The sequence below is a fragment of the Pseudomonas sp. Hz4 genome, assembly GCF_054898165.1.
Genome location: NZ_CM142719.1, coordinates 2,708,460 through 2,727,792, shown reverse-complemented (window position 1 = coordinate 2,727,792; position 19,333 = coordinate 2,708,460). Strand labels below are relative to the sequence as shown.

Here is a 19,333-nt window from a genome sequence, read left to right as displayed (position 1 = left end):
ACGGCCAAAAGCGGCCTTTCACTGCTAAGGTCTAAAGCGCATAGATCCGGAACAACGAGTGGCGCCTAAAGCGGTGAACTGTTCGTTCAGAACCATTTATTTTGCTTTTGGTTGCGCTTACTGCTTCTTGAATAACAGTAACAACAGAGCTGTTGTGGCAAGCAGTGCACCCGCGAGGAAAGTGCTATCTGACCCAAAGCTTTGCCAAAGCCAGCCCGCAAGAACGCTGGCGATCAGCATGCATATACCACTGACAAGATTGAAAATGCCGAAGGCCGTGCCCTTGAGTTCTATGGGAGCTTTATCAGCTACCAGCGAGGCAAGAATGCCTTGGCTAAATCCCATATGAAGCCCCCACAGGGCAACGCCCAGCATCATCGTGATGACAGAACTGGATTGAGCGAGCACCAGATCCGCCAGAACGAGTATCCCCATCCCTACGCAGAGTAATTTCGTGCGAGGGATGCGATCAGATAGCCAGCCGGCAGGATAAGCAGACAGCGTATAAAAAAGTGCCATTACCACCATCACCAGTGGAATCCAGGTGATCGACAGGCCTAGCTGTTGCGCTCGTAATACCAGAAACGCCTCGCTGAAACGAGCAAGCGTAAACACCCCCCCAATTATGACGACCCGCCAATACTCAGAGGAGAAGTCGTGAAGGACTCTCCAATGAATTGGAGATCTAAATTTGTGTTCGCTGGCGAGGTGTATGGGCTCTTTTACTCCTGTGACAATGAGCGCCACCGCCACTGCTGCCGGAATCACTGCAAACCACAGGACAAGCTGTATATCTGCAAGCCATAACATAAGCAAGATGGCCAGAGCAGGGCCAAGAACTGCTCCTACGGTATCCATCGACTGCCGCAGTCCAAAGCAGGCGCCACGGATTTCTGGTGGCGACACATCTGCGACCAGAGCGTCTCGTGGCGCCCCACGAATGCCTTTGCCAATGCGATCCAGCAATCGTGCTGTAAAGACCACTTCCACCGAATGAGCTAAAGGAAAAAGTGGTTTGCTCAGCGCGGCTAAACCATACCCAAGCAACAGCAATCCTTTGCGCCGACCAATAAAGTCGCTGATAGCGCCAGAAAAAACCTTGACGAGCATGGCGGTCGACTCGGCAATACCCTCGATCACTCCGACGGCCAATGCACTCGCCCCCAATGTAGTGACCAAAAACACAGGCAGTAAGCTGTGTACTAGCTCGGACGATAGATCCATGAATAGGCTGACAAAGCCAAGAGCCCAAATCGTGCGCGGGATACGAAAAGGCTCAGCTTTGGTGTTTGAACTTTCGCTACTCATATTTTCATCCTGAACTCATCGGCATCAAGGAGAGACTGAAAAAGCCCAACGCCATCCAGAGCGTTGTTCGACTTGAGACAAACTCAATGAAGCTGCCGTTGCCTCTGTAGTTCCTTCTTCAGCCAAGTGCTTGCCGGTTGTACGCCTTCTGGACATCGCACTTCATAGGCGCGGCCACTCATACTGCTTTTAGTGGCAGCAAGATCGATGAAATCTTCTGCGCTGCTCACCCTGTTTTTGCCTTCGAGATAATTCAGCTTCTTCTCCAGATGCACCCGAGCCCGGGGACCTGGGAATTCGCTCCCGTTACGCACAAACTGACACTCACTGTGCTCGACAAAATCCAGCAAGTCCTTTATCTCTTGAGTGACTTGAGGTGTGGCTTGAGCCTGCGCATTGGTTACGAATGCGATAAGGCTAATACCAGCGGCAATCAGCAATCGGCTGATGGACCGAGCCGCCGCCCCTATCCATGCCTGCATGATTCATCCTCGCCCTGAAAATGGAATGAATGAAGCGACCTCCAACAGGTACCACCTAGGTGCCTGGACAAGCACGGACTTAAAGTAAGCGCCCGAGCTACACCGCCTTGCAACTCAAACCTTAATCCGTTTCCACTGATTCACGCGCTCGCACTCAAATACCGCTGGACCAAAAGCATCTCCATGCCATTCAACCATTGCGTCATGCTCTGGATGATCGGGGTTGGCCATCGCCGCCAGAAAGTCCTCGTAACAAGGCCCGCCACCCACGTCTTCCGGGGGGCAAGCATTGGCGCCCTCGATACAGTACGGCACCTGAGGACAGGCAATAGCGGGTAGCATTTTTTCGACCTTGATACTGTGATGCCAACTGTCACCAACGTCGTAAAGTTAATTAAATGTCACCAGGCCGTTGCCCGGGTTGACCTCGGCCGTGGAGCTGGCGCGGCGCGCGGTCGTCACACTGCCCCAACGGGTGGTCGCTTGATTCCTAACGGCCCATTCAGCCAATACGGCGCTAAATAGGCGCGGCTGGTGCAACGGGTCGTGCGTTGCTACTGTCACCGACTCGACCCATTGCCTGATCTGGCTTGAGAACCGGCCACTTTGGAGCATCGCATGCGCCCTCTCTGCAACTTCCTGCCCTCCTCATCACTGCTTTCGCTTCGTTCGTTCAGACTGCTCGTGCGGCCCTGGTTGCAATTGGCCCTGTGCCTGAGCATTGTCGTGCCCTGCATGGCCGGTGCAGAGCCACGACCCGAGAACATGGTTTATTTGCGCACGATTGATCCGGGCATTGCGCAAGACATTCGCTATGCCAGCGCGCACAATTTCACCGGGCACTCACTCGACGGTTACATCGCTGGGGAGTGCCTGTTATCGCTGGACGCTGCCAAGGCCCTCGCTCGGGTACAAATGGCATTGCAGGCGCAGGGCTACGGTTTGAAAGTGTTTGACTGTTATCGACCCAGCCGTGCCGTTGCCGATATGGGGCGTTTCGCGACGGAGCCGGGTGACCCACGCAAGGCCGAGTTCTATCCGCGCGTGGACAAGCAGGACTTCTGGCGTCTGGGTTACGTGGCACGGGTGTCGAACCACTCCAAAGGCTCAACCGTGGATTTGACACTGACCGGTCCGGATGCCCTGCCCGCCGATAAATGGGCGCCGTCAGCCGAGCAAGTCGATTGCACGGCCCCCTATAGCCAGCGTTGGCGCGATGGCGCACTCGATATGGGTACGGGTTTCGATTGCTTCGATGAGCGAGCGCATACCGACAACACGATGATCAACGCAGGCGCCAGGGACAACCGCCAGACGCTCAGCAGGGCCATGGAGAAAGAAGGGTTTTCCGGGTACTCGAAGGAATGGTGGCACTTCACATACAGTGGAGAAGGTTCGTCGAAGAACGTCATGGACTTCCCCATTACGCCGCTGGGTGCAAGCGATGCTCTCGACACCAGCCATCAGCTGATTGTGGTCACCACAAAAAACTGGACTGACATCCAGGGCACTGCCCAGCGCTATGAACGGCAGGGAAACACCTTTCGAAAATACAAAGCGCCGTTTCCGGTGGTGGTCGGCAAGAGCGGGCTGGCGTGGGGCAAGGGTCTTGGCAGCGTTGAACAACGCGAAGGTCCGGTCAAACGTGAAGGCGATGGCAAAGCACCTGCCGGGTTATTCAAACTGGGAACGGCTTTTGGCTACGACAGCACGGCCGACACCCAACTGCCTTACCTTGCACTGACATCGACCATCGAGTGCGTGGATGACAGCGACTCCGCTCGCTATAACGAGCTTGTTGACGGAGCGACTGTATCGAAAGACTGGAACAGCTCCGAACGTATGCGTCGCGATGACGACATGTATCGAAAAGGCATTTTCATCGAGAACAACACGCCTGCGTCCGCCGCCTCGGGCTCGTGCATTTTCTTCCACATCTGGCGTGGTGCCACTTCCCCGACGCTTGGCTGCACAGCCATGGATCAAGCCGATATTTCTCGCTTGTTTAATTGGCTGGATCCTCGCCAGTCCCCTCTGCTGGTTCAAATGCCTGAGGTGGAATACGAGCACCTTCGCGAGCGCTGGAACCTTCCCGAACGTTGATACCGCTGACTCAGTGATACAACGCCGTTACGCAGGTTGTTACCTTCCTGACCACTACAGTATCCGCGCCTCCCCCGACTGTAACGCAAGACACTTTGCCGCCCTCTACCTCCTGCCTACAGTGAAGCCGGTGGGGACCGAAGACTAACTCGGCCAGATCTTTCTGAGTGGCAATGCCGTAGGGTCGGTTGCGATCAAACTGCGCTGACCAACGGATTCGCCCCTGAGCGACATCAATCAAGCGTACCGAGGTCCGGACACGCAACGGTTCCACCCGCACGCTGCCCTCCAGGGAATAGCTGCCCGCAGAGCAGCTACACGCGAGGCAATATCGACGTGGAAATCAAGGCTCTGACGGCATGATGCACCGCACGACCGGTTCGACGTTGCCGTCGAACCGGTCGCAAGCCAGCAAGCCGATCTGGACATTCGCATGCGCGAACTAGCGCAACGCCTCATCCCGCACCACCCCGCGCTCCTCGAGCAAGCGAACAAACATGGTCAGACTTTGTGACACCGTCCCCCGACGCCACACCAGCCAGGTGTGCAAATAACGGAACGATTCCGACAACGGCCAGACGCTCACCGTGGTGCATCCGGGCATGCTGTCGAGCATGCTGCGGGGCATCAGTGCCAGACCTGCACCGGCGCTGACGCACGCCAGCATGCCGTGATAGGACTCCATTTCGAAAATCTTGCCCGGCACCGCGGCATCCTTGGCAAACCAGCTTTCGAAGTGATGGCGGTAGGAGCAATTGGAGCGGAAGGCATAAATGTTTTCACCGTTAACATCCCGCGCGCGATGGATCGGGGAATGATTGAGCGGTGCAATCAACACCATCTCTTCCTCAAACGCCGGCACGCCTTCCAGTGCCGGGTGCAGAACCGGTCCATCGACAAACGCTGCCGCCAGCCGGCCAGACAACACTCCGTCGATCATGGTCCCCGAGGGGCCGGTGGACAGATCCAGCTCGACCTTGGCGTGCTTCTGGTTATACGCGGCCAGCAGCTCAGGGATACGCACCGCAGCGGTGCTCTCCAGTGATCCCAAAGGAAACGATCCCTGCGGTTCTTCGCCCGCTACAGTGGCTCGGGCCTCCTGAACCAGGTCGAGGATGCGCCGGGCGTAGTCCAGGAAACTCCAACCGGCCGGCGACAGGCGCAGGCGGCTTTTCTCGCGGATAAACAGGTCCACGCCCAGATCCAGCTCCAGCTGCTTTATCCGCGTCGTCAGGTTCGAGGGCACCCGGTGGATGTGCTGAGCGGCCGCGCTGATGCTGCCGTGCTCGGCGACGGCTTTGAAAATTTCCAGCTGAACCAAATCCAAGTCATTCTCCAAACGTGAACAATATGCTCAGTATTATTCAGTTTTCAGAAAACAAACGCCACCGTAACCTGAGCGCATCCCCACCTCGCAGGACGGTGCCATGACCCAAGCTTCCAGCCTCACCCATGCCATTTCGGTCAACCCCGCCAACGGCGAGCAGATCGGCCACTACCCTTTTGAATCCGCATCGGCACTGGACGCCGCCCTTTCCCGGGCCGCTGCCGGGTTCCGCGTCTGGCGCAGCAAACCCGTTGATCAACGCTCGCAGTGGTTGATCGCCCTGGCTCAGGCATTGCGCGACAACGCCGCAGCAATGGCGAATATGATCACCCTGGAAATGGGCAAGCCGATCACTCAGGCGCGCGGCGAAATCGAAAAGTGTGCGCAGCTCTGCGAATGGTATGCCCAGCACGGCCCCGCGATGCTGAGCGCTGAACCGACGCTGGTTGAAGGTGGCAAAGCGCGCATTGAATATCGCCCGCTCGGTCCGATACTCGCCGTCATGCCGTGGAACTTTCCGATCTGGCAGGTCCTGCGCGGCGCCGTTCCAGCGTTGATCGCCGGCAACACCTACGTGCTCAAACATGCGCCGAATGTGATGGGCAGCGCTTATCTGCTGCAGGAGGCCTTCAAGCGCGCCGACGTTCCCGACGGTGTGTTCGAGGTCATCAATGTCACGCCGGACGGCGTCTCCACCGCGATTGCTGATCCACGCATCGCTGCGGTGACCCTCACCGGCAGCGTGCGAGCCGGCATGGCTATCGGCGCTCAAGCCGGTGCGGCGTTGAAGAAGTGCGTACTGGAACTGGGCGGCTCCGATCCCTTCATTGTGCTCAACGACGCCGACCTCGACGAAGCGGTCAAAGCCGCCGTGATTGGCCGTTACCAAAACACCGGGCAAGTCTGCGCGGCCGCCAAACGTCTGATTGTCGAGCAAGGCGTTGTCGAGGCGTTCACGCGCAAGTTCGTCGATGCCACGCGCAAACTGGTGGTCGGCGATCCACTGTCCGCCGACACCTACATCGGCCCTATGGCCCGCTTCGATCTGCGTGATGAACTCGATCAACAAGTGCGCGACACCTTGGAAGAAGGCGCGACGTTGTTGATGGGCGGGAAGAAGGCTGAAGGCCCCGGCAACTTTTACGAGCCCACGGTCTTCGGTGATGTCACCAACCAGATGACTTCGTTCAAACAGGAACTGTTTGGCCCGGTAGCGTCGATCATCACGGCGCGAGATGCAGCGCATGCACTGGAACTGGCGAATGACAGTGAATTCGGCCTCGCCTCAACCCTTTACACACGCAACGTCGAGCTTGCCCAACAGATGGCCGGTGAACTGGAAACCGGTGGCGTGTTCATCAATGGTTATTGCGCATCCGACCCGCGTGTCACCTTCGGCGGCGTGAAGAAAAGCGGTTTTGGCCGTGAGCTGTCGCATTTCGGTGTGCGCGAATTCTGCAATGCCCAGACGGTGTGGCTGGATCGGCGCTAAGCGAACCACGATGCTGGGAGCCTTTGGCTCCCTTCGTAATGGCCAATGATGGGGCGCGCGCTTAACTGTCCTGGACGGCGACTATGATGATGGGGTCACCTGCCTTTCGAGGAGCTGAAGATGTCGCTGACTCTTTACTACCATCCGCTGTCATCGTTCTGCCACAAAGTGCTCATCGCGCTCTACGAAAATGCTGTCGAATTCGAAAAGCGCATCATCGATCTCGCGAACGATGCAGACAGAGCAGAGCTGCAAGCGCTATGGCCGATCGGAAAATTCCCGGTCCTCCGCGACCACGCTCGCCAGCGCAACGTGGCGGAAACCACAATCATCATCGAATACCTGGACCGATTTTATCCAGGTGAACATCCACTCGTTCCCAACGATTGGGACACCGCACTGGAGGTTCGTCTGTGGGACCGTATCTGCGACCACTATCTGCAGGGGCCACTCCAACAGATTGTCTTTGATCGCATGTGCGCTGCTAACGGCGATTTGACCAGAGAACGTTCCACGCTACAGACGGCGTACGGCATGTTCGATCGTCAGATAGCGTGCAGAACCTGGGTGGCCAGTGACGATTTCAGCCTGGCCGATTGTGCCGCCGCCCCGGCACTTTTCTATGCCAGCACGCTCGAGCCGTTCCCCGACAACCATGACCATTTGAAAGCCTATTTCGACAGGCTGATGAACAGACCGTCCGTCCAACGGGTCATCGACGAAGCCAGGCCCTGGTTTTCGCTTTATCCGTTTGCAGAGGCCATCCCGAAGCGCTTCCTTCTGGCACCGGACAACACCTGACGGCTTTCGCAAACGCGCCTACGCCACCACGTCAATCAACTGCTCGCGCTGCGCCCCTGTCAACATCGGACCAAAACCGGCACCGGCATTTTCCGCCATGTAACGCGGGTTGCCGGTACCGGGGATGACGCAGGTCACCGCCGAATGAGACAGCAGGAACTTTAACGCCAGTTGCGGCCAGCTATTGACCCTCACATCCGCGGCCCAGCGCGGTAACGGTTTGTCCTTCAATCGGGCGAGCAAATCACCGCCGCCGAATGGCCGATTGCAGATTACCGCCACGCCCCGCTCACGACACAGCGGCAGGATGCGCTTCTCGACGCCGCGATCGTCCAGGGCATAGTTGATCTGCAAAAAGTCCATCGGTTCGGCCTTGAGTACCGCTTCCACCTCGTCATACGCCGAGGCTGTGTAATGAGTGATGCCGATGTAGCGAATGCGCCCTTCTTCCTTCCATTTGCGCAAAGTCGGCAAATGGGTTTTCCAGTCCAGCAGGTTGTGAATCTGCATCAGGTCGATCCGGTCGGTCTGCAGCAGTTTGAAAGACTGTTCCATCTGCGCGATGCCTTCTTCGCGGCCACGGGTCCACACTTTGGTGGCCAGGAAGGCCGGCGAACGCGGCTCGTGAATCGACAGCAGTTCACCGGTCGCCTGTTCGGCGCGACCGTACATGGGCGAACTGTCGATCACTGTCCCGCCCTTCTCGAACAACGCATGGAGAACGGCGGGCAGCTGCTTGTAGGCGGGACTTGAAGGCGCGACATCAAAGCCGCGATACGTGCCCAGCCCGACGATCGGCAATGGCTCGGCGCTGGATGGAATGGCCCGGGTCAGCATGTTCTTGCCTCCTGTTTCCGTCGACGGCGTGGATGCTGCAAAGGCCGGATCGAAGGTGAAAACCGCCGAAACACCGGCAGCCAACGTAAGTATTTTTCGACGCGTGTAGCCATCAGTGTGGCTCATGGAATTGCCCTTCCACATTTTTGCTGTCAGCCCTTTGCTCATGCTGCCTGGCCAGCCACAGGCATAACCCGCCCCACAGCCCGGCAAACGGCACGATCACCAGTGCCACCAGACCGAAACCCGCTCCCAGCGCCGTCAACCCGGCGGACAGCCAGCCACTGGCGGCATCTGCGCCGCGATACACCAAAGTCTCGATCACATTCTTGGCCTTGTATTTTTCTTCGCGGCTGACCACCGTCCACAGCACTTCTCGCGCCGGACGCACGATGGCGAACTCGACCGCACGGCGCAGCCCCTGGGCCAGCGCCACGGTTGCAGGCACGGGCGCCAGAGCCATGGCGGCGAACGCCACGATCGTCACCAACGGCAAGGCTGCAAGCGCTCCGCCGATACCCATCAGACGGATCAACGGCGCCGTCAGCACTAGCTGAAATATCAAGGTCAGTGCCGACACGATCAAATCGACGACGGCGAAGAATTGCGTCCGGCTGGCCACATCAGCATAGCTACCGGCGACAATTCGCCCCTGCTCAAAATACAACAAGGTCGCCGCGCTGGTGTGCAACACCATGAACAACACCAGCCCCAGCAGATAAGGCGAGCGCAGGATCAGCGTGATGCCGGCGAGCGGGCTACCGCCCATGCGCCGATCATCCAGCGACCGGCTGCCAGACTGCGACGCAGTACGAGACAACAGTGCCCGATAGCAGCGCACCGCGCCTTCCAGCAGCAGCGCCGCCGCGACAGTCAACGCCACCGGGCCAAACCGGGTGGCCATGGTCGCGGCCAGCAACGGCCCGATGAACGTGCCCAGGGTTCCACCGGCTGCGATGAAGCCGAACAGCCGCCGCCCTTGTTCGCTGGAAAAGCGGTCCACCAGCACGCTCCAGAAGATGGAGACGATGAACAGGTTGTAGATACTGATCCAGACGAAAAACACGCGACCTACCGCTATCGGCGCAACGTGATTGGCGATCAATACACCAAACACCAGCATCGACAAGGCGATCAAGCGATAGATCAACGGCACGAATCGGGTGGCCGGCAGCCGCGAAACCAGCGCACCAAACAATGGCACCGTCAGCAGCATCACCACGAAGGTGGCCGTGAACAGCCACTGCAACTTGTCGGCTCCGCCTTCAAGGCCCAAGGCATCGCGCAGCGGTCGTACCAGGTAATAGCTGGCCAGCACGCAGAAATGGAAGGCGAAGCCCAGCCTCAGCGCCGCTCGTTCGGCGGGCAGAACGTTGAGCCATTTAACAACGATGGGCATGGGTGCCCTCCCGGTGCGTCGCGCAATCGGTCTACTACACTCTGACAGCGATCAAGCGATAGCCGTGTTCCGGCCAGAGCCGTCAATGCCGCCCACTAAAGTTAGCCGAATGTCACGCACCCTGGTGTCTCTCGTCGTCATCGTTGCCGTCGCGTATCTGGTGCTGTGCGCTGCGCTGTTCATCTTCCAACGCGCCCTCATCTACTACCCGCAACCTCGCGCGGTCGGCACATCGGCAACGTTGCTCACACTGTCAGTCGACGACGCGCAGGTGCTGGTGTCCATCAGACCGCACGAGGGGCCCAATGCGTTGATCTACTTCGGTGGAAATGCCGAGGACGTCTCCCGGAGCCTGCCTTCGTTTTCCGAAGCCTTTGCCGATCACGCCCTCTACTTGCTGCACTACAGAGGTTACGGTGGCAGTTCCGGATCGCCTTCCGAGGAGATGATTTCGCGCGACACCCTGACCTTGTTTGACCAGGTCTACGCCGCCCATCCGCACATTACGGTGGTCGGTCGCAGCCTGGGCTCGGGCGTCGCCGTGCGCCTCGCCAGCCAACGCCCGGCGGCGCGTCTGGTGCTGATTACGCCCTACAACAGTCTTGAAGAACTCGCCGCCCGGCAGTTTCCCATCTTCCCGGTGAAGTGGTTGCTCAAGGACACCTTTGAATCCTGGAAATACGCCGCCCACATCACGGTGCCGACGCTCTTGATCGCCGCTGAGCACGACGAAGTGATACCACGCTCCAGCACGGAGCGGCTCTTCACGCATTTCGCCAACGGGGTGGCGTCACTGAAGGTCATACCGGGAACGGGGCACAACTCAATATCCGAGAGCCCCGAGTATCTCAAGGTCTTGGGTGATGGTTTGTAAGTGGCCGCTTTTATATTTTTAATATCTGATCAATTCAGACAGTAGTCCAGCGCGAAAAGCTGACAGACACTGATGACGATAGCGACAAACTCCCTGAATGCGACCCAATCAATAAAGAGCCAATAACGTTTAACGCTCGATCATTAGCCTCGGGCCTCCCGCTACATGCTAATAAAGTGAACGTTTACTGAAAATCAATCCTCCAACAAAAGCAGCACACCTGTTTTTCAACAAAACCGATCACCGACTAATAATAATCAACTGTGCAGTGATGAGTTTGCGTGAACGACAAATTCAAACTTCATAATATTCAACACGATTCCTGTTGGATAAACCGGGGCGGGTCATTCGAATCTGCTTCTTTGTCTGAGGAGACACTGATGAAAAGTATTCTTGTTCCACTGCTGGCCTTGGGTGCCGCGCTGACTTTGCAGTCAGCTCAAGCCGTTGATGGCGAGGCGCTCTTCAAGAGCAAACCCTGCGTGGGCTGCCATATGATCGACGCCAAAATGGTCGGTCCAAGCTACAAGGAAGTTGCCGCCAAGTACGCCGGCCAACCCGATGCATCCGCCACGCTGACCAAGAGCATCAAAGAAGGCAGTACAGGCAAATGGGGGCCAATAGCAATGCCGGCCAACCAGGTGACCGACGAAGAAGCGAAGACCTTGGCCGACTGGATCCTGACGCTGAAGTAAGATTGCCCAAATAAAAAACACCCACACCGCAGAAGCGAGCCCGCTCTCTTCTGCGAAATGGGTCGCTCGGCTACATCGTTTGGGTTTGCTGTAAAAGCGTCAGATCGATTTCCTCAAAACGCAACACCCTGCCGCCCTGCTCACTGGCCAATTTGCGTGCGGTGGCCTCCTCGGAAAATGACGCCAGAACAACACCCATGGAACCTTTAAGCCGAGTGCCGACGACATAGTAGGCTTTGGTTGCGTCAATCAGATAATGGTCGTCGGGTTTCTCCCAGGCACTTTTCCCCATGTCGTGCACATACAACTTCGCATCGGTGCGGTGATTCTCTGGCTGAAGCCACCATCCGAGCATTTCCGCGGTGGAGCAGAATTTCTTGACCGTGCCTTTTTCCACGACCTGACCTTTGGGGCCCGGAAAGTCGGCGATGACCATCCCGCAGACATGACATTCGTCACTTTGATGGAAGGCCACGGGACCAAGGGTTGGCTTTTCCTCTGCGCGATCGTTGCACGCCGCTAACCCCAAACAAGTAATGATGACGACCAGGACACGGGCCCCGGCCAGATACAGAGTGTTCATATCAATTGTCCCGAGCGTAAAAAAATCAAGTCAGCCGACGGCGAAACACCCAATAAGCCAACAGCAGCGAAACCCCTACCCAGAGCAGCAGACAGAGCCATAGCAACGAAGCCGGCACCGGTAAATCGCTGCTCAATGCCATAAGGCCGACGGCATTACCGCTGCCTTCGAAACCGGAGAGGTTGATCAAGCGATAAATGTCGGTCGGGTTGAGCAGCAGCAACCACGGCAATAGATCCGGGTTGAACGTGCCTTTACTGAGCACAAGCAACGCCAGCAGCGCCAGATCGAATACCAGCACGAAGAGAAACCACACGCCCAAGGCCATACCGGCTGCGCTGGATTTTTCGCTGGCCTTGCTGCTCAGCACGTAGGCCAGGGCCAGGAACACCCAGCCCAGCAGCGTGGAAGACACCATGAAGCGGCCGAACGCCCAGAGCAGCATTCCCACATCGACATCATCGACCAGCAAGGCAATGGCCGCGGCGGCACAGCCAAACCCGATCAGTGTGGCCAGGGCCAGGATCAGACCGTGACCGACAAACTTGCCCAGCAGGATTTGTCCGCGGCCCAGCGGATAGGTCAGCAATAGCATCAGCGTGCCTCCCTCGTCCTCGCCAACGATGGCATCGTAGGCCAGCAGCAACGCAATCAGCGGCATCAGAAACGTCGCCAGGCTGGCCAGGCTGGCGATGGTTGCCGGAATGGAAGTGAAGCCCACTTGCCCGGACGCCGCCGCGCCGAGCCAGGCGATACCCACCGCCAGCATGGCGAACAACAGGCTGATTGCCAGCAGCCAGCGATTGCGCAGCCCGTCACTGAATTCCTTACCGGCGATATTCCAGATTTGCATCATGGATAAGTACCTTCTGTGCCGGTGGTCGCACGACTCATGTAATAGCCGTAGAGGTCTTCGAGGGACGGTTGCAGTATCTCGATATCCTGCGGTTGATCCTCGTGGAACAACTGGCGTAGCAGATCAACTTTGTGGCCATTGACGGCCATCACCTCGACCCCGTTGCCGCCCATGGCCGTGGCGGTGTGCCCGGCGGCGTTCCAGCGCTGCAGCCACTGCTCGCGTCGGCGAAGACCACTGGCACGGATCCGCGCCGGCAAGTCGGCCTCTTCACGCAGTTTGGACAGACTCCCGATCGCCTGTAAGCAGCCATTGGCCAGGATTGCCGCACGGTTGATATGCGCTTCGACGCCTGCCAGCACATGGGAGCAAAGGATGATACTCGCGCCCTGTTGGCGCAGACGGTCGATCAACTGGTAAAGATCCTGGGTAGCGATCGGGTCCAGCCCGACAGTGGGTTCGTCCAACAGCAGCAGACGCGGCTCGCCGAGCACCGCCTGAGCCAGGCCCAGACGCTGGCGCATGCCCTTGGAATAGGTTTTCACCCGACGGTCCGCAGCGCCCATAAGCCCGACCTGGTCGAGCAATTGGTCGACTTGCGTCAGTGCGGCTCCCTTGAGTCGGGCGAAGTACCGCAGGGTTTCGCGGCCACTGAGTTGTGGGTAAAACGTCACGTTTTCCGGCAGGTAACCGAGTTGTCGACGCACGTCGGCTTGTGCGGGTCGGCAACCGAGTACGCGCACCTGACCAGCGCTGGCCTTGAGCAGGCCAAGGATCAGTTTCATCACCGTGGTCTTGCCCGCACCATTGTGGCCAAACAGTCCCAACACCTCGCCTTCTCCCAGACTCAGGGTCAGATCGTGCAACACGGTCATGCTGCCGTAACGCTGGCTTACCCCTTCGATCTCGACGGCGTTCATAAGGTCGGCCGCTGTGTCTGAGGCATCGTCGGAAGGTTCATCAACGGGTAACTGTCTTTGACCCCCGGCGATTTCGTCACGGGGAAACTGCTCTGCACCCAACGCAGTAATTGAATGCTCGGGCTATTCATCAACAGACGGACCTGTGGATACAGCCACAGCAGACGGTCGACGTTGTCGTTGGGTTCGTAAATCACGTCGCCCACCGCATCGTTATTGCGATCCCAGCCCAAGTAATCGCTCCAGTAATTGCCCCGCCCCTCGGCTGACCATTCCTGCAAGCGGGTGGCGACATATTTGACTTGCTGCTGATTGTCGACGAAGGCGTTGTCGGCGATCCGGTTGTCCTCGGAACCAGCGGTAAGGTGAATACCCACGGCGCTGCGCTCGAAGTGATTGTGTTCAATGACATTGAACAGCGAGTTGTAGATGAACAGCGCCTTACCCTCGGCACCGCTGACCATACCGCCATCGGCGGAACCGCTGCGCACGTCGCTGACGAAATTGTCGCGAAGCTCGGAATAGGTGATGTAGTTCATCAGGATGCCATAGCTCTCGTCCTGCTCGGAACGGTTGCCAATCACCGTCAGCTTGCGGCTCTGCATCAAGGCATAGCCGGTGCGTGTACGGCGGGTGATGTTGCCGAGCAACTGGTTGTCGTTGGCGTACATGTAATGCACGCCGTAGCGCAGGTCTTCCAGGGTATTGCCCTGCAGCAAGTTGCCGTTCGAGGTGTCGATGTAGATCCCGTCGCGGGTCTGTCGCACGTGATTACCGATCACCTGAGCACCGTGCACGGCAAACAGATGAATCCCATTGCCGCGATCCTGGGAGCGAATGCTCGGGTCGCCTTCGATGTCATTGTCAATCAGGCTGACGTCGTGGGTGCTGTCCACCCAGATGCCAAAGCCTGGCCCTTTCATGCGGTTGTCGCGTATCACCGCCCCCTGGGCTTTGGGACCGATGAAAATCGCTGCGTTCATGGCCGTCATGTCCCGCCCCCAGTCGAGCAATGTGCAGCCCTCGATCCGCACGTCGGGGGCGCTGATGAACAGAGCGTTGCCCTGCCCCTGCGCATTGATGACCGCACCTTTCTCGCAATCGATCTGCATCGGCTGATCGACACTGAACTGCCCTTGGTACTCTCCGGCCGGCAGCTTCCAGTGGTGATCGCCATCGGGTTGCAGGGGCAGCTCGGTGATGGGCCGTGGCGACGCCTGGGCGAATGCCGATAGAAACACCAATACCAAAAGTGCCGTGCCGTGTAGTGAGTCATTTGCCAGGGGTCTGAACACTGCGTTCACCTTTTCGCGGCCCTGATACGCCCAGCCGCTCAAGCCTTCTCGACGAGCATTCGGCCGACCATTTCCATGTGCAACGCATGACAGAACCAGCTGCAGTAATACCAGTGCAACCCCGGTTTGTCGGCGACAAAGGTGATTGAGGACGTCTGCTGCGGGCTGATTTCCATGCTCACGCCGTGGTTAGTCATGACGAACCCGTGGCTCACGTCCTCCACCTTATCGATGTTGGTGATGGTCACGGTGACCTCATCACCCTGCTTGACAGTAAACTCCGTGACACCGTAGACCGGGGCCATTGAGGTCATATAGACGCGCACTTTCTTGCCGTCGTGGATGACCTTGTTGTCGGTCTCCAGCTTGATCCCGTCTTTGGCGGCGATCGCCACGGTCTCGGCGAAAAACGGATCGTCGCGGTCCCAGATCTTTTTGGTCCGAATCTGGTCACGACGGGCCATGACGCAATCGTGAGGTTCGGCAAAGGCCGGGCCGTCGTGCACCAGTTTCATTTCCTCACCGGAAATATCGAACAACTGGTCGTTCTCCGGGTGCAGCGGACCGGTCGACAGGAAACGGTCCTTGGAAAACTTGCTGAGCACCACCAGCCACTGGCCGTCAGCCTCACGGGTTTCGGTCAGCGAAGCATGGTTGTGGCCCGGCTGATACTGCACATCAAGTTTCTGCTTGATGTAGTTGACCTTCTCGCCGGTGTAGGCGCGAACGGCTTCATCGACGTTCCACTTCACCACCTGACTGTCGATGAACAAGGTGGTGTAGGCGTTACCGCGGCCATCGTAGGTGGTGTGGAGCGGCCCGAGTCCCAGTTCAGGCTCGCCGACCACCACGTCACGCGGGTCCTTGAATTTGTCGTCGAACAGATCATCGAGCTTGGCGGTGGCGATGATCGTGCAGGTCGGTGAGAGTTTGCCAGCGGCAATGAAGTACTTGCCATCGGGCGTCATATTGATCCCGTGAGGGTTCTTCGGCACGGGGATATAGCGCGTGAACTCACTGTCCTTGCCCTCGCTTTTGCGACCATCGACAACCGGTGACTTGGCGTCACCCAACGTGATGAACTTGCCGGCCTTGATCGCCGCTTCGATGCGCTGGATGTTGAACACCACCACCCAGTCGCGCTCATTGCGCATCATGCCGCCCAGGTCGTAGGCCTTCTCCGCGTTGTAGCAGGTCGAAGCTGCGTACTTGCCGGTGTAGTCGGCGTCGGTGTTATCGAGGTTACCGTCGACGATGACCTGGAAGGCCATCTCCATCTTCTCGGCATCAATGGCGTTGAACAGGGTGTAGCTGTTTTTGTCCTGCAGGTCGAAGGTGCTGCCGTCATTGGGGTGCGGAATGACGAATTCGGCATTGGCGAACACGTACTGGGTGTGCGGCACTTTTTGCAGACGCAGCCCGTGAACGGCCTGAACATTGGGCACGGTGAGCATCTTGTCGCACTTCATGATATCCAGACGGATACGCGCAACGCGGCTGTTGGCCTTGTCATTGATGAACAGGTACTTGCCGTCGTACTTGCCGTCGGTCATGGACAAATGCGGGTGGTGGCAGTCGCCATTCTGGAAGTGGGCGCTGTCGCCCATGACCCGTTTGCTTTCGTTGGTCAGGCCCCAGCCGGTGGCGGAATCGACGTTGAACACCGGGATGCGCAACAACTCACGCATGGATGGAACGCCCATGATCCGCACTTCACCCTGATGACCGCCGCTCCAGAAACCGTAGTACTGGTCCAGCTCGCCCGGCCCCACTTGAATTTTCGACTGCGCGTCCTTCGCCGCCGCGGCCCAGGACTCACGAGTGAATACCGCGCTACCCAACGCCGTGCCACCCGCCAGCGCGACACCCGTCAGGGCTGAGACGCCAAGAAAACCGCGGCGGTTAAGGCCTGCGCCAATCACTGGTTCATCATCGTTTTTCGACTTTTTATCGCTCATGGGTTTTGCTCCATCGGGCAGCTATAAGTAAGCTCGGTTAATCGATTCTTGTTCCCTCGCTCGCCGCAAGGGGTCAGGGCTCAAACACTTGCACCACCGGAATTAACTCGGCGTGCTCTGGCACGGGTGCAGGCTTGTCCCGCGTCTTTCGCTTGTTCTTGAGCACCAGTGGCGGGCATTTGTTTTCGTTGTGGTAGGTCATCTGGCAATCGAGGCAGTAGTGGCACTCGTTGCCGTTGATGTGGCCATCCGGGTGGATCGCCTGGATCTCGCATTCCTTGGCGCACAGCTGGCAGGGCGTGCCGCATTCCTTGCGGCGCTTGAGCCAGTCGAACAGACGCAGCTTGCTGGGGATAGCCAGCGCGGCGCCCAACGGGCAGACGTAGCGGCAAAAGACTTTGCGCGTAAAGATGTTGATGACCAACAGCGCCACCGCGTAGGCCACGAACCACCACTGGCGATCGAATTTGAGGGTGATAGCGGTCTTGAACGGTTCTACCTCGGCAAATTGCTCGGCGGTGGTCATCGACTCCAGGGAGATGCCGAATAACACCAGCAGAATGATGTACTTCACGGCCCACAACCGTTCATGCAACGCGAAGGGCAATTCAAATTGTGGAATCTTGAGTTTGCGCGAGGCTTCGTTGATCAGCTCCTGCAAGGCGCCGAAGGGGCACAACCAGCCACAGAACACGCCCCGGCCCCAGAGCAGAATGCTGGCGGCAGTGAATGTCCAGATGATGAAAACAATCGGGTCCGTCAGAAACAGTTCCCAGCGGAAGTTCTCAAACAGGGCATGGGCGAAGGTCAGGACATTGACCACCGAAATCTGTCCCAGGGCATACCAGCCGATAAACACCACGGTAAAGACCAAATAGACGCGACGCAGCCAGTGGAGGAAGCGCGGGTATTTGGTGAAAGTGTCCTGCAGGAACAAAATCACCGTCAACACAGCAAGGGCCGTGCAAAGGATCCCGATCTGAAACGCTTTCTGGTACCAGATATTGACCCATGTCGGTCTGTTGGCAACCTCGATGGCGGCCAGTTCTTCGGCACTGGGCGGTGGACGCAAGAGGTATTGCTCGGGCAGTTGATAAGACAGCTCGAAGCTACTGAACACGCCGTTGACCGCACCGGTCTGGCGACGCACCAGCAGCTCCAGGGACCAAGGCGATCCCGGGTCAAACCGGGCGGGTTCGCGCACAATGAAAATCGACATTTCAGTGAATTCCGGCATGCCCTTGGCAAACACGTCGGAGAGCCGTTGATGGTCCATGTCGCGAAAGCTGATGACGTTGCCGAACTGGCGCAATTGCACCCGATCGAAAATCCCACCGCGCACATACCCCGAACCTTTATAGGAATACAGGCCACGCCCCAGTACTGCGATGGCCTGCTCGCCGGGTTTGAGATCCTGCATAAGGAAACGGTACTGATTGTCACCCAGCACGTTGCGACCGATGGCTGGCGGGTTCAAATCGGCGGTGTAGAGCTCGATAAAGGTGTCATCAACTTGGTCGGCAGCGGCATTGTCGAGACCCTCGGCCTCCGTACCTTTGAAGGCGGCGTCGACCTGGCCGCGGGTCAGATTCAACCGGCGGATGGCGCCATTGCCGGTCAGTTGCTCCCAGGTGGCGGGTTCGTAAAAGTCCTGTCGCACGGTGGCGGGCTTCTGTGTTGCGCCACCCTTGTCCTCAATCAGCTTCAGCGATACGGCCACCTTATGCGCAGCGTGCATGATGATCTCATTGACCACCATGACGGTGACCGTCGCTCCGGCGATCCCATCGACTGTCACCGTTTCTGGATCACTGGAGTGACCGACGACCACCCTTCGGTCGGCCTTGATCCCTTTGTATTTGGCATCGAAGGCATGAAGCTTTTCCACGGGAATGCCGATCAGCAGAATCGGCTCATGGTGTTCCAGCACGTAGGCATCCTGGATGACACCCTGGGTATCGAGGATGACCTGCATGTTAATCGGCTTGCCCGAATAGGCCGGAATATCCACCACGTCCTGACTCTGGAACACATAACCGAGCAGCGTTTTTCCGGTGCTGATGGTGCGAACCTTGAACTCGCCCGTAGGCTCGGAAAGGTTATCGCTGCCGGGAAAGATTTTTTCTATCCGCTGCTGCTCCAGTCCGCCGTATTCCTTCGCTTGTAATCCAAAGCAACCACAAAACAACATGACTAACAGAAGTATTTGCCCATATTTGAATGGGCGCAGGACACTGGAATTTGAACACGCAGGACTATTCATGGGTTCGCCGAGCTGTTGATCTCTACTGGATGACAGCAGGGAATGTTGACGCTCCGACGCCTCTTTTATTGGAGTTTATTTTTTCAACACTCCTCCTTCGTCACCAACATAGCAACCATATTCCATCACTCGTCCGCGAA

At 57.8% G+C, this 19,333-nt stretch carries 16 protein-coding genes and 1 pseudogene; 5 read left to right on the top strand and 12 right to left on the bottom strand.

The window, feature by feature from the left end:
* Positions 1-117 precede the first annotated feature (117 nt).
* From ACYZTR_RS12525 to ACYZTR_RS12515, 3 genes and pseudogenes are all read right to left on the bottom strand, one after another.
* Entirely contained in the window at positions 118-1,308 is a 1,191-nt protein-coding gene (locus ACYZTR_RS12525; RefSeq protein WP_461979199.1) for an MFS transporter, read from the bottom strand.
* 83 nt (positions 1,309-1,391) lie between these two features.
* Positions 1,392-1,790 (bottom strand): YfeK family protein, encoded by a 399-nt coding sequence (locus ACYZTR_RS12520; RefSeq protein ID WP_461979197.1) that lies wholly within the window; start codon positions 1,788-1,790, stop codon positions 1,392-1,394.
* A 114-nt stretch (positions 1,791-1,904) separates the two neighbouring features.
* Positions 1,905-2,180: pseudogene (locus ACYZTR_RS12515) on the bottom strand (plasmid pRiA4b ORF-3 family protein); the annotation flags it as partial.
* A 228-nt stretch (positions 2,181-2,408) separates the two neighbouring features.
* On the opposite strand from ACYZTR_RS12515, the gene ACYZTR_RS12510 reads away from it, so the two are divergent.
* Complete coding sequence (locus ACYZTR_RS12510) at positions 2,409-3,893, top strand: M15 family metallopeptidase (protein WP_461979195.1); 1,485 nt, start codon at positions 2,409-2,411, stop codon at positions 3,891-3,893.
* 442 nt (positions 3,894-4,335) lie between these two features.
* On the opposite strand, the gene ptrR is transcribed toward ACYZTR_RS12510, so the two are convergent.
* A complete protein-coding gene (gene ptrR / locus ACYZTR_RS12505; RefSeq protein WP_461979193.1) occupies positions 4,336-5,220 on the bottom strand; it encodes a putrescine utilization regulator PtrR in 885 nt (294 codons plus the stop codon).
* Between the two features lie 100 nt (positions 5,221-5,320).
* On the opposite strand from ptrR, the gene ACYZTR_RS12500 reads away from it, so the two are divergent.
* Together ACYZTR_RS12500 and ACYZTR_RS12495 are read left to right on the top strand one after the other, a co-directional pair.
* The gene (locus tag ACYZTR_RS12500) at positions 5,321-6,712 is read left to right on the top strand and encodes an aldehyde dehydrogenase family protein (protein ID WP_461979191.1); all 1,392 of its coding nucleotides are present in this window, start codon (positions 5,321-5,323) and stop codon (positions 6,710-6,712) included.
* A gap of 120 nt (positions 6,713-6,832) precedes the next feature.
* Positions 6,833-7,513 carry a glutathione S-transferase family protein gene (locus ACYZTR_RS12495; RefSeq protein WP_461979189.1) on the top strand — a complete coding sequence of 227 codons (681 nt, stop codon included), beginning with the start codon at positions 6,833-6,835 and terminating at the stop codon, positions 7,511-7,513.
* A gap of 18 nt (positions 7,514-7,531) precedes the next feature.
* Here the strand turns inward: ACYZTR_RS12495 and ACYZTR_RS12490 are convergent, their stop codons facing one another.
* Both ACYZTR_RS12490 and ACYZTR_RS12485 read right to left on the bottom strand, forming a co-directional pair.
* Positions 7,532-8,476, bottom strand: coding sequence for an aldo/keto reductase (locus ACYZTR_RS12490; RefSeq protein ID WP_461979187.1), 945 nt, complete (start codon positions 8,474-8,476; stop codon positions 7,532-7,534).
* Positions 8,463-9,749, bottom strand: coding sequence for an NTP/NDP exchange transporter (locus tag ACYZTR_RS12485; RefSeq protein ID WP_461979185.1), 1,287 nt, complete (start codon positions 9,747-9,749; stop codon positions 8,463-8,465). The genes ACYZTR_RS12490 and ACYZTR_RS12485 overlap by 14 nt, the downstream gene beginning before the upstream one ends.
* Positions 9,750-9,834: 85 nt before the next feature.
* On the opposite strand from ACYZTR_RS12485, the gene ACYZTR_RS12480 reads away from it, so the two are divergent.
* Positions 9,835-10,623, top strand: coding sequence for an alpha/beta hydrolase (locus ACYZTR_RS12480; RefSeq protein WP_461979183.1), 789 nt, complete (start codon positions 9,835-9,837; stop codon positions 10,621-10,623).
* A gap of 380 nt (positions 10,624-11,003) precedes the next feature.
* Positions 11,004-11,318 carry a c-type cytochrome gene (locus ACYZTR_RS12475; protein ID WP_461979181.1) on the top strand — a complete coding sequence of 105 codons (315 nt, stop codon included), beginning with the start codon at positions 11,004-11,006 and terminating at the stop codon, positions 11,316-11,318.
* Positions 11,319-11,388: 70 nt separating this feature from the next.
* Here ACYZTR_RS12475 and ACYZTR_RS12470 read toward each other — a convergent pair whose 3' ends face one another.
* The 6 genes from ACYZTR_RS12470 to nosR form a co-directional block, all read right to left on the bottom strand.
* Positions 11,389-11,901, bottom strand: a complete 513-nt coding sequence (locus ACYZTR_RS12470) for a nitrous oxide reductase accessory protein NosL (RefSeq protein ID WP_461979179.1) — start codon at positions 11,899-11,901, stop codon at positions 11,389-11,391.
* A gap of 25 nt (positions 11,902-11,926) precedes the next feature.
* Positions 11,927-12,757 (bottom strand): ABC transporter permease, encoded by an 831-nt coding sequence (locus ACYZTR_RS12465; protein WP_461979177.1) that lies wholly within the window; start codon positions 12,755-12,757, stop codon positions 11,927-11,929.
* Complete coding sequence (locus ACYZTR_RS12460; RefSeq protein ID WP_461979175.1) at positions 12,754-13,677, bottom strand: ABC transporter ATP-binding protein; 924 nt, start codon at positions 13,675-13,677, stop codon at positions 12,754-12,756. Before ACYZTR_RS12460 ends, ACYZTR_RS12465 begins: the two co-directional genes overlap by 4 nt.
* A complete protein-coding gene (locus ACYZTR_RS12455; protein ID WP_461979173.1) occupies positions 13,674-14,972 on the bottom strand; it encodes a nitrous oxide reductase family maturation protein NosD in 1,299 nt (432 codons plus the stop codon). The genes ACYZTR_RS12460 and ACYZTR_RS12455 overlap by 4 nt, the downstream gene beginning before the upstream one ends.
* A gap of 38 nt (positions 14,973-15,010) precedes the next feature.
* On the bottom strand, positions 15,011-16,930 hold the full coding sequence (gene nosZ, locus ACYZTR_RS12450) for a TAT-dependent nitrous-oxide reductase (protein ID WP_461979171.1): 1,920 nt from the start codon (positions 16,928-16,930) through the stop codon (positions 15,011-15,013).
* 73 nt (positions 16,931-17,003) lie between these two features.
* Positions 17,004-19,121, bottom strand: coding sequence for a transcriptional regulator NosR (nosR, locus tag ACYZTR_RS12445; RefSeq protein WP_461979692.1), 2,118 nt, complete (start codon positions 19,119-19,121; stop codon positions 17,004-17,006).
* Between the last annotated feature and the right edge of the window lie 212 nt (positions 19,122-19,333).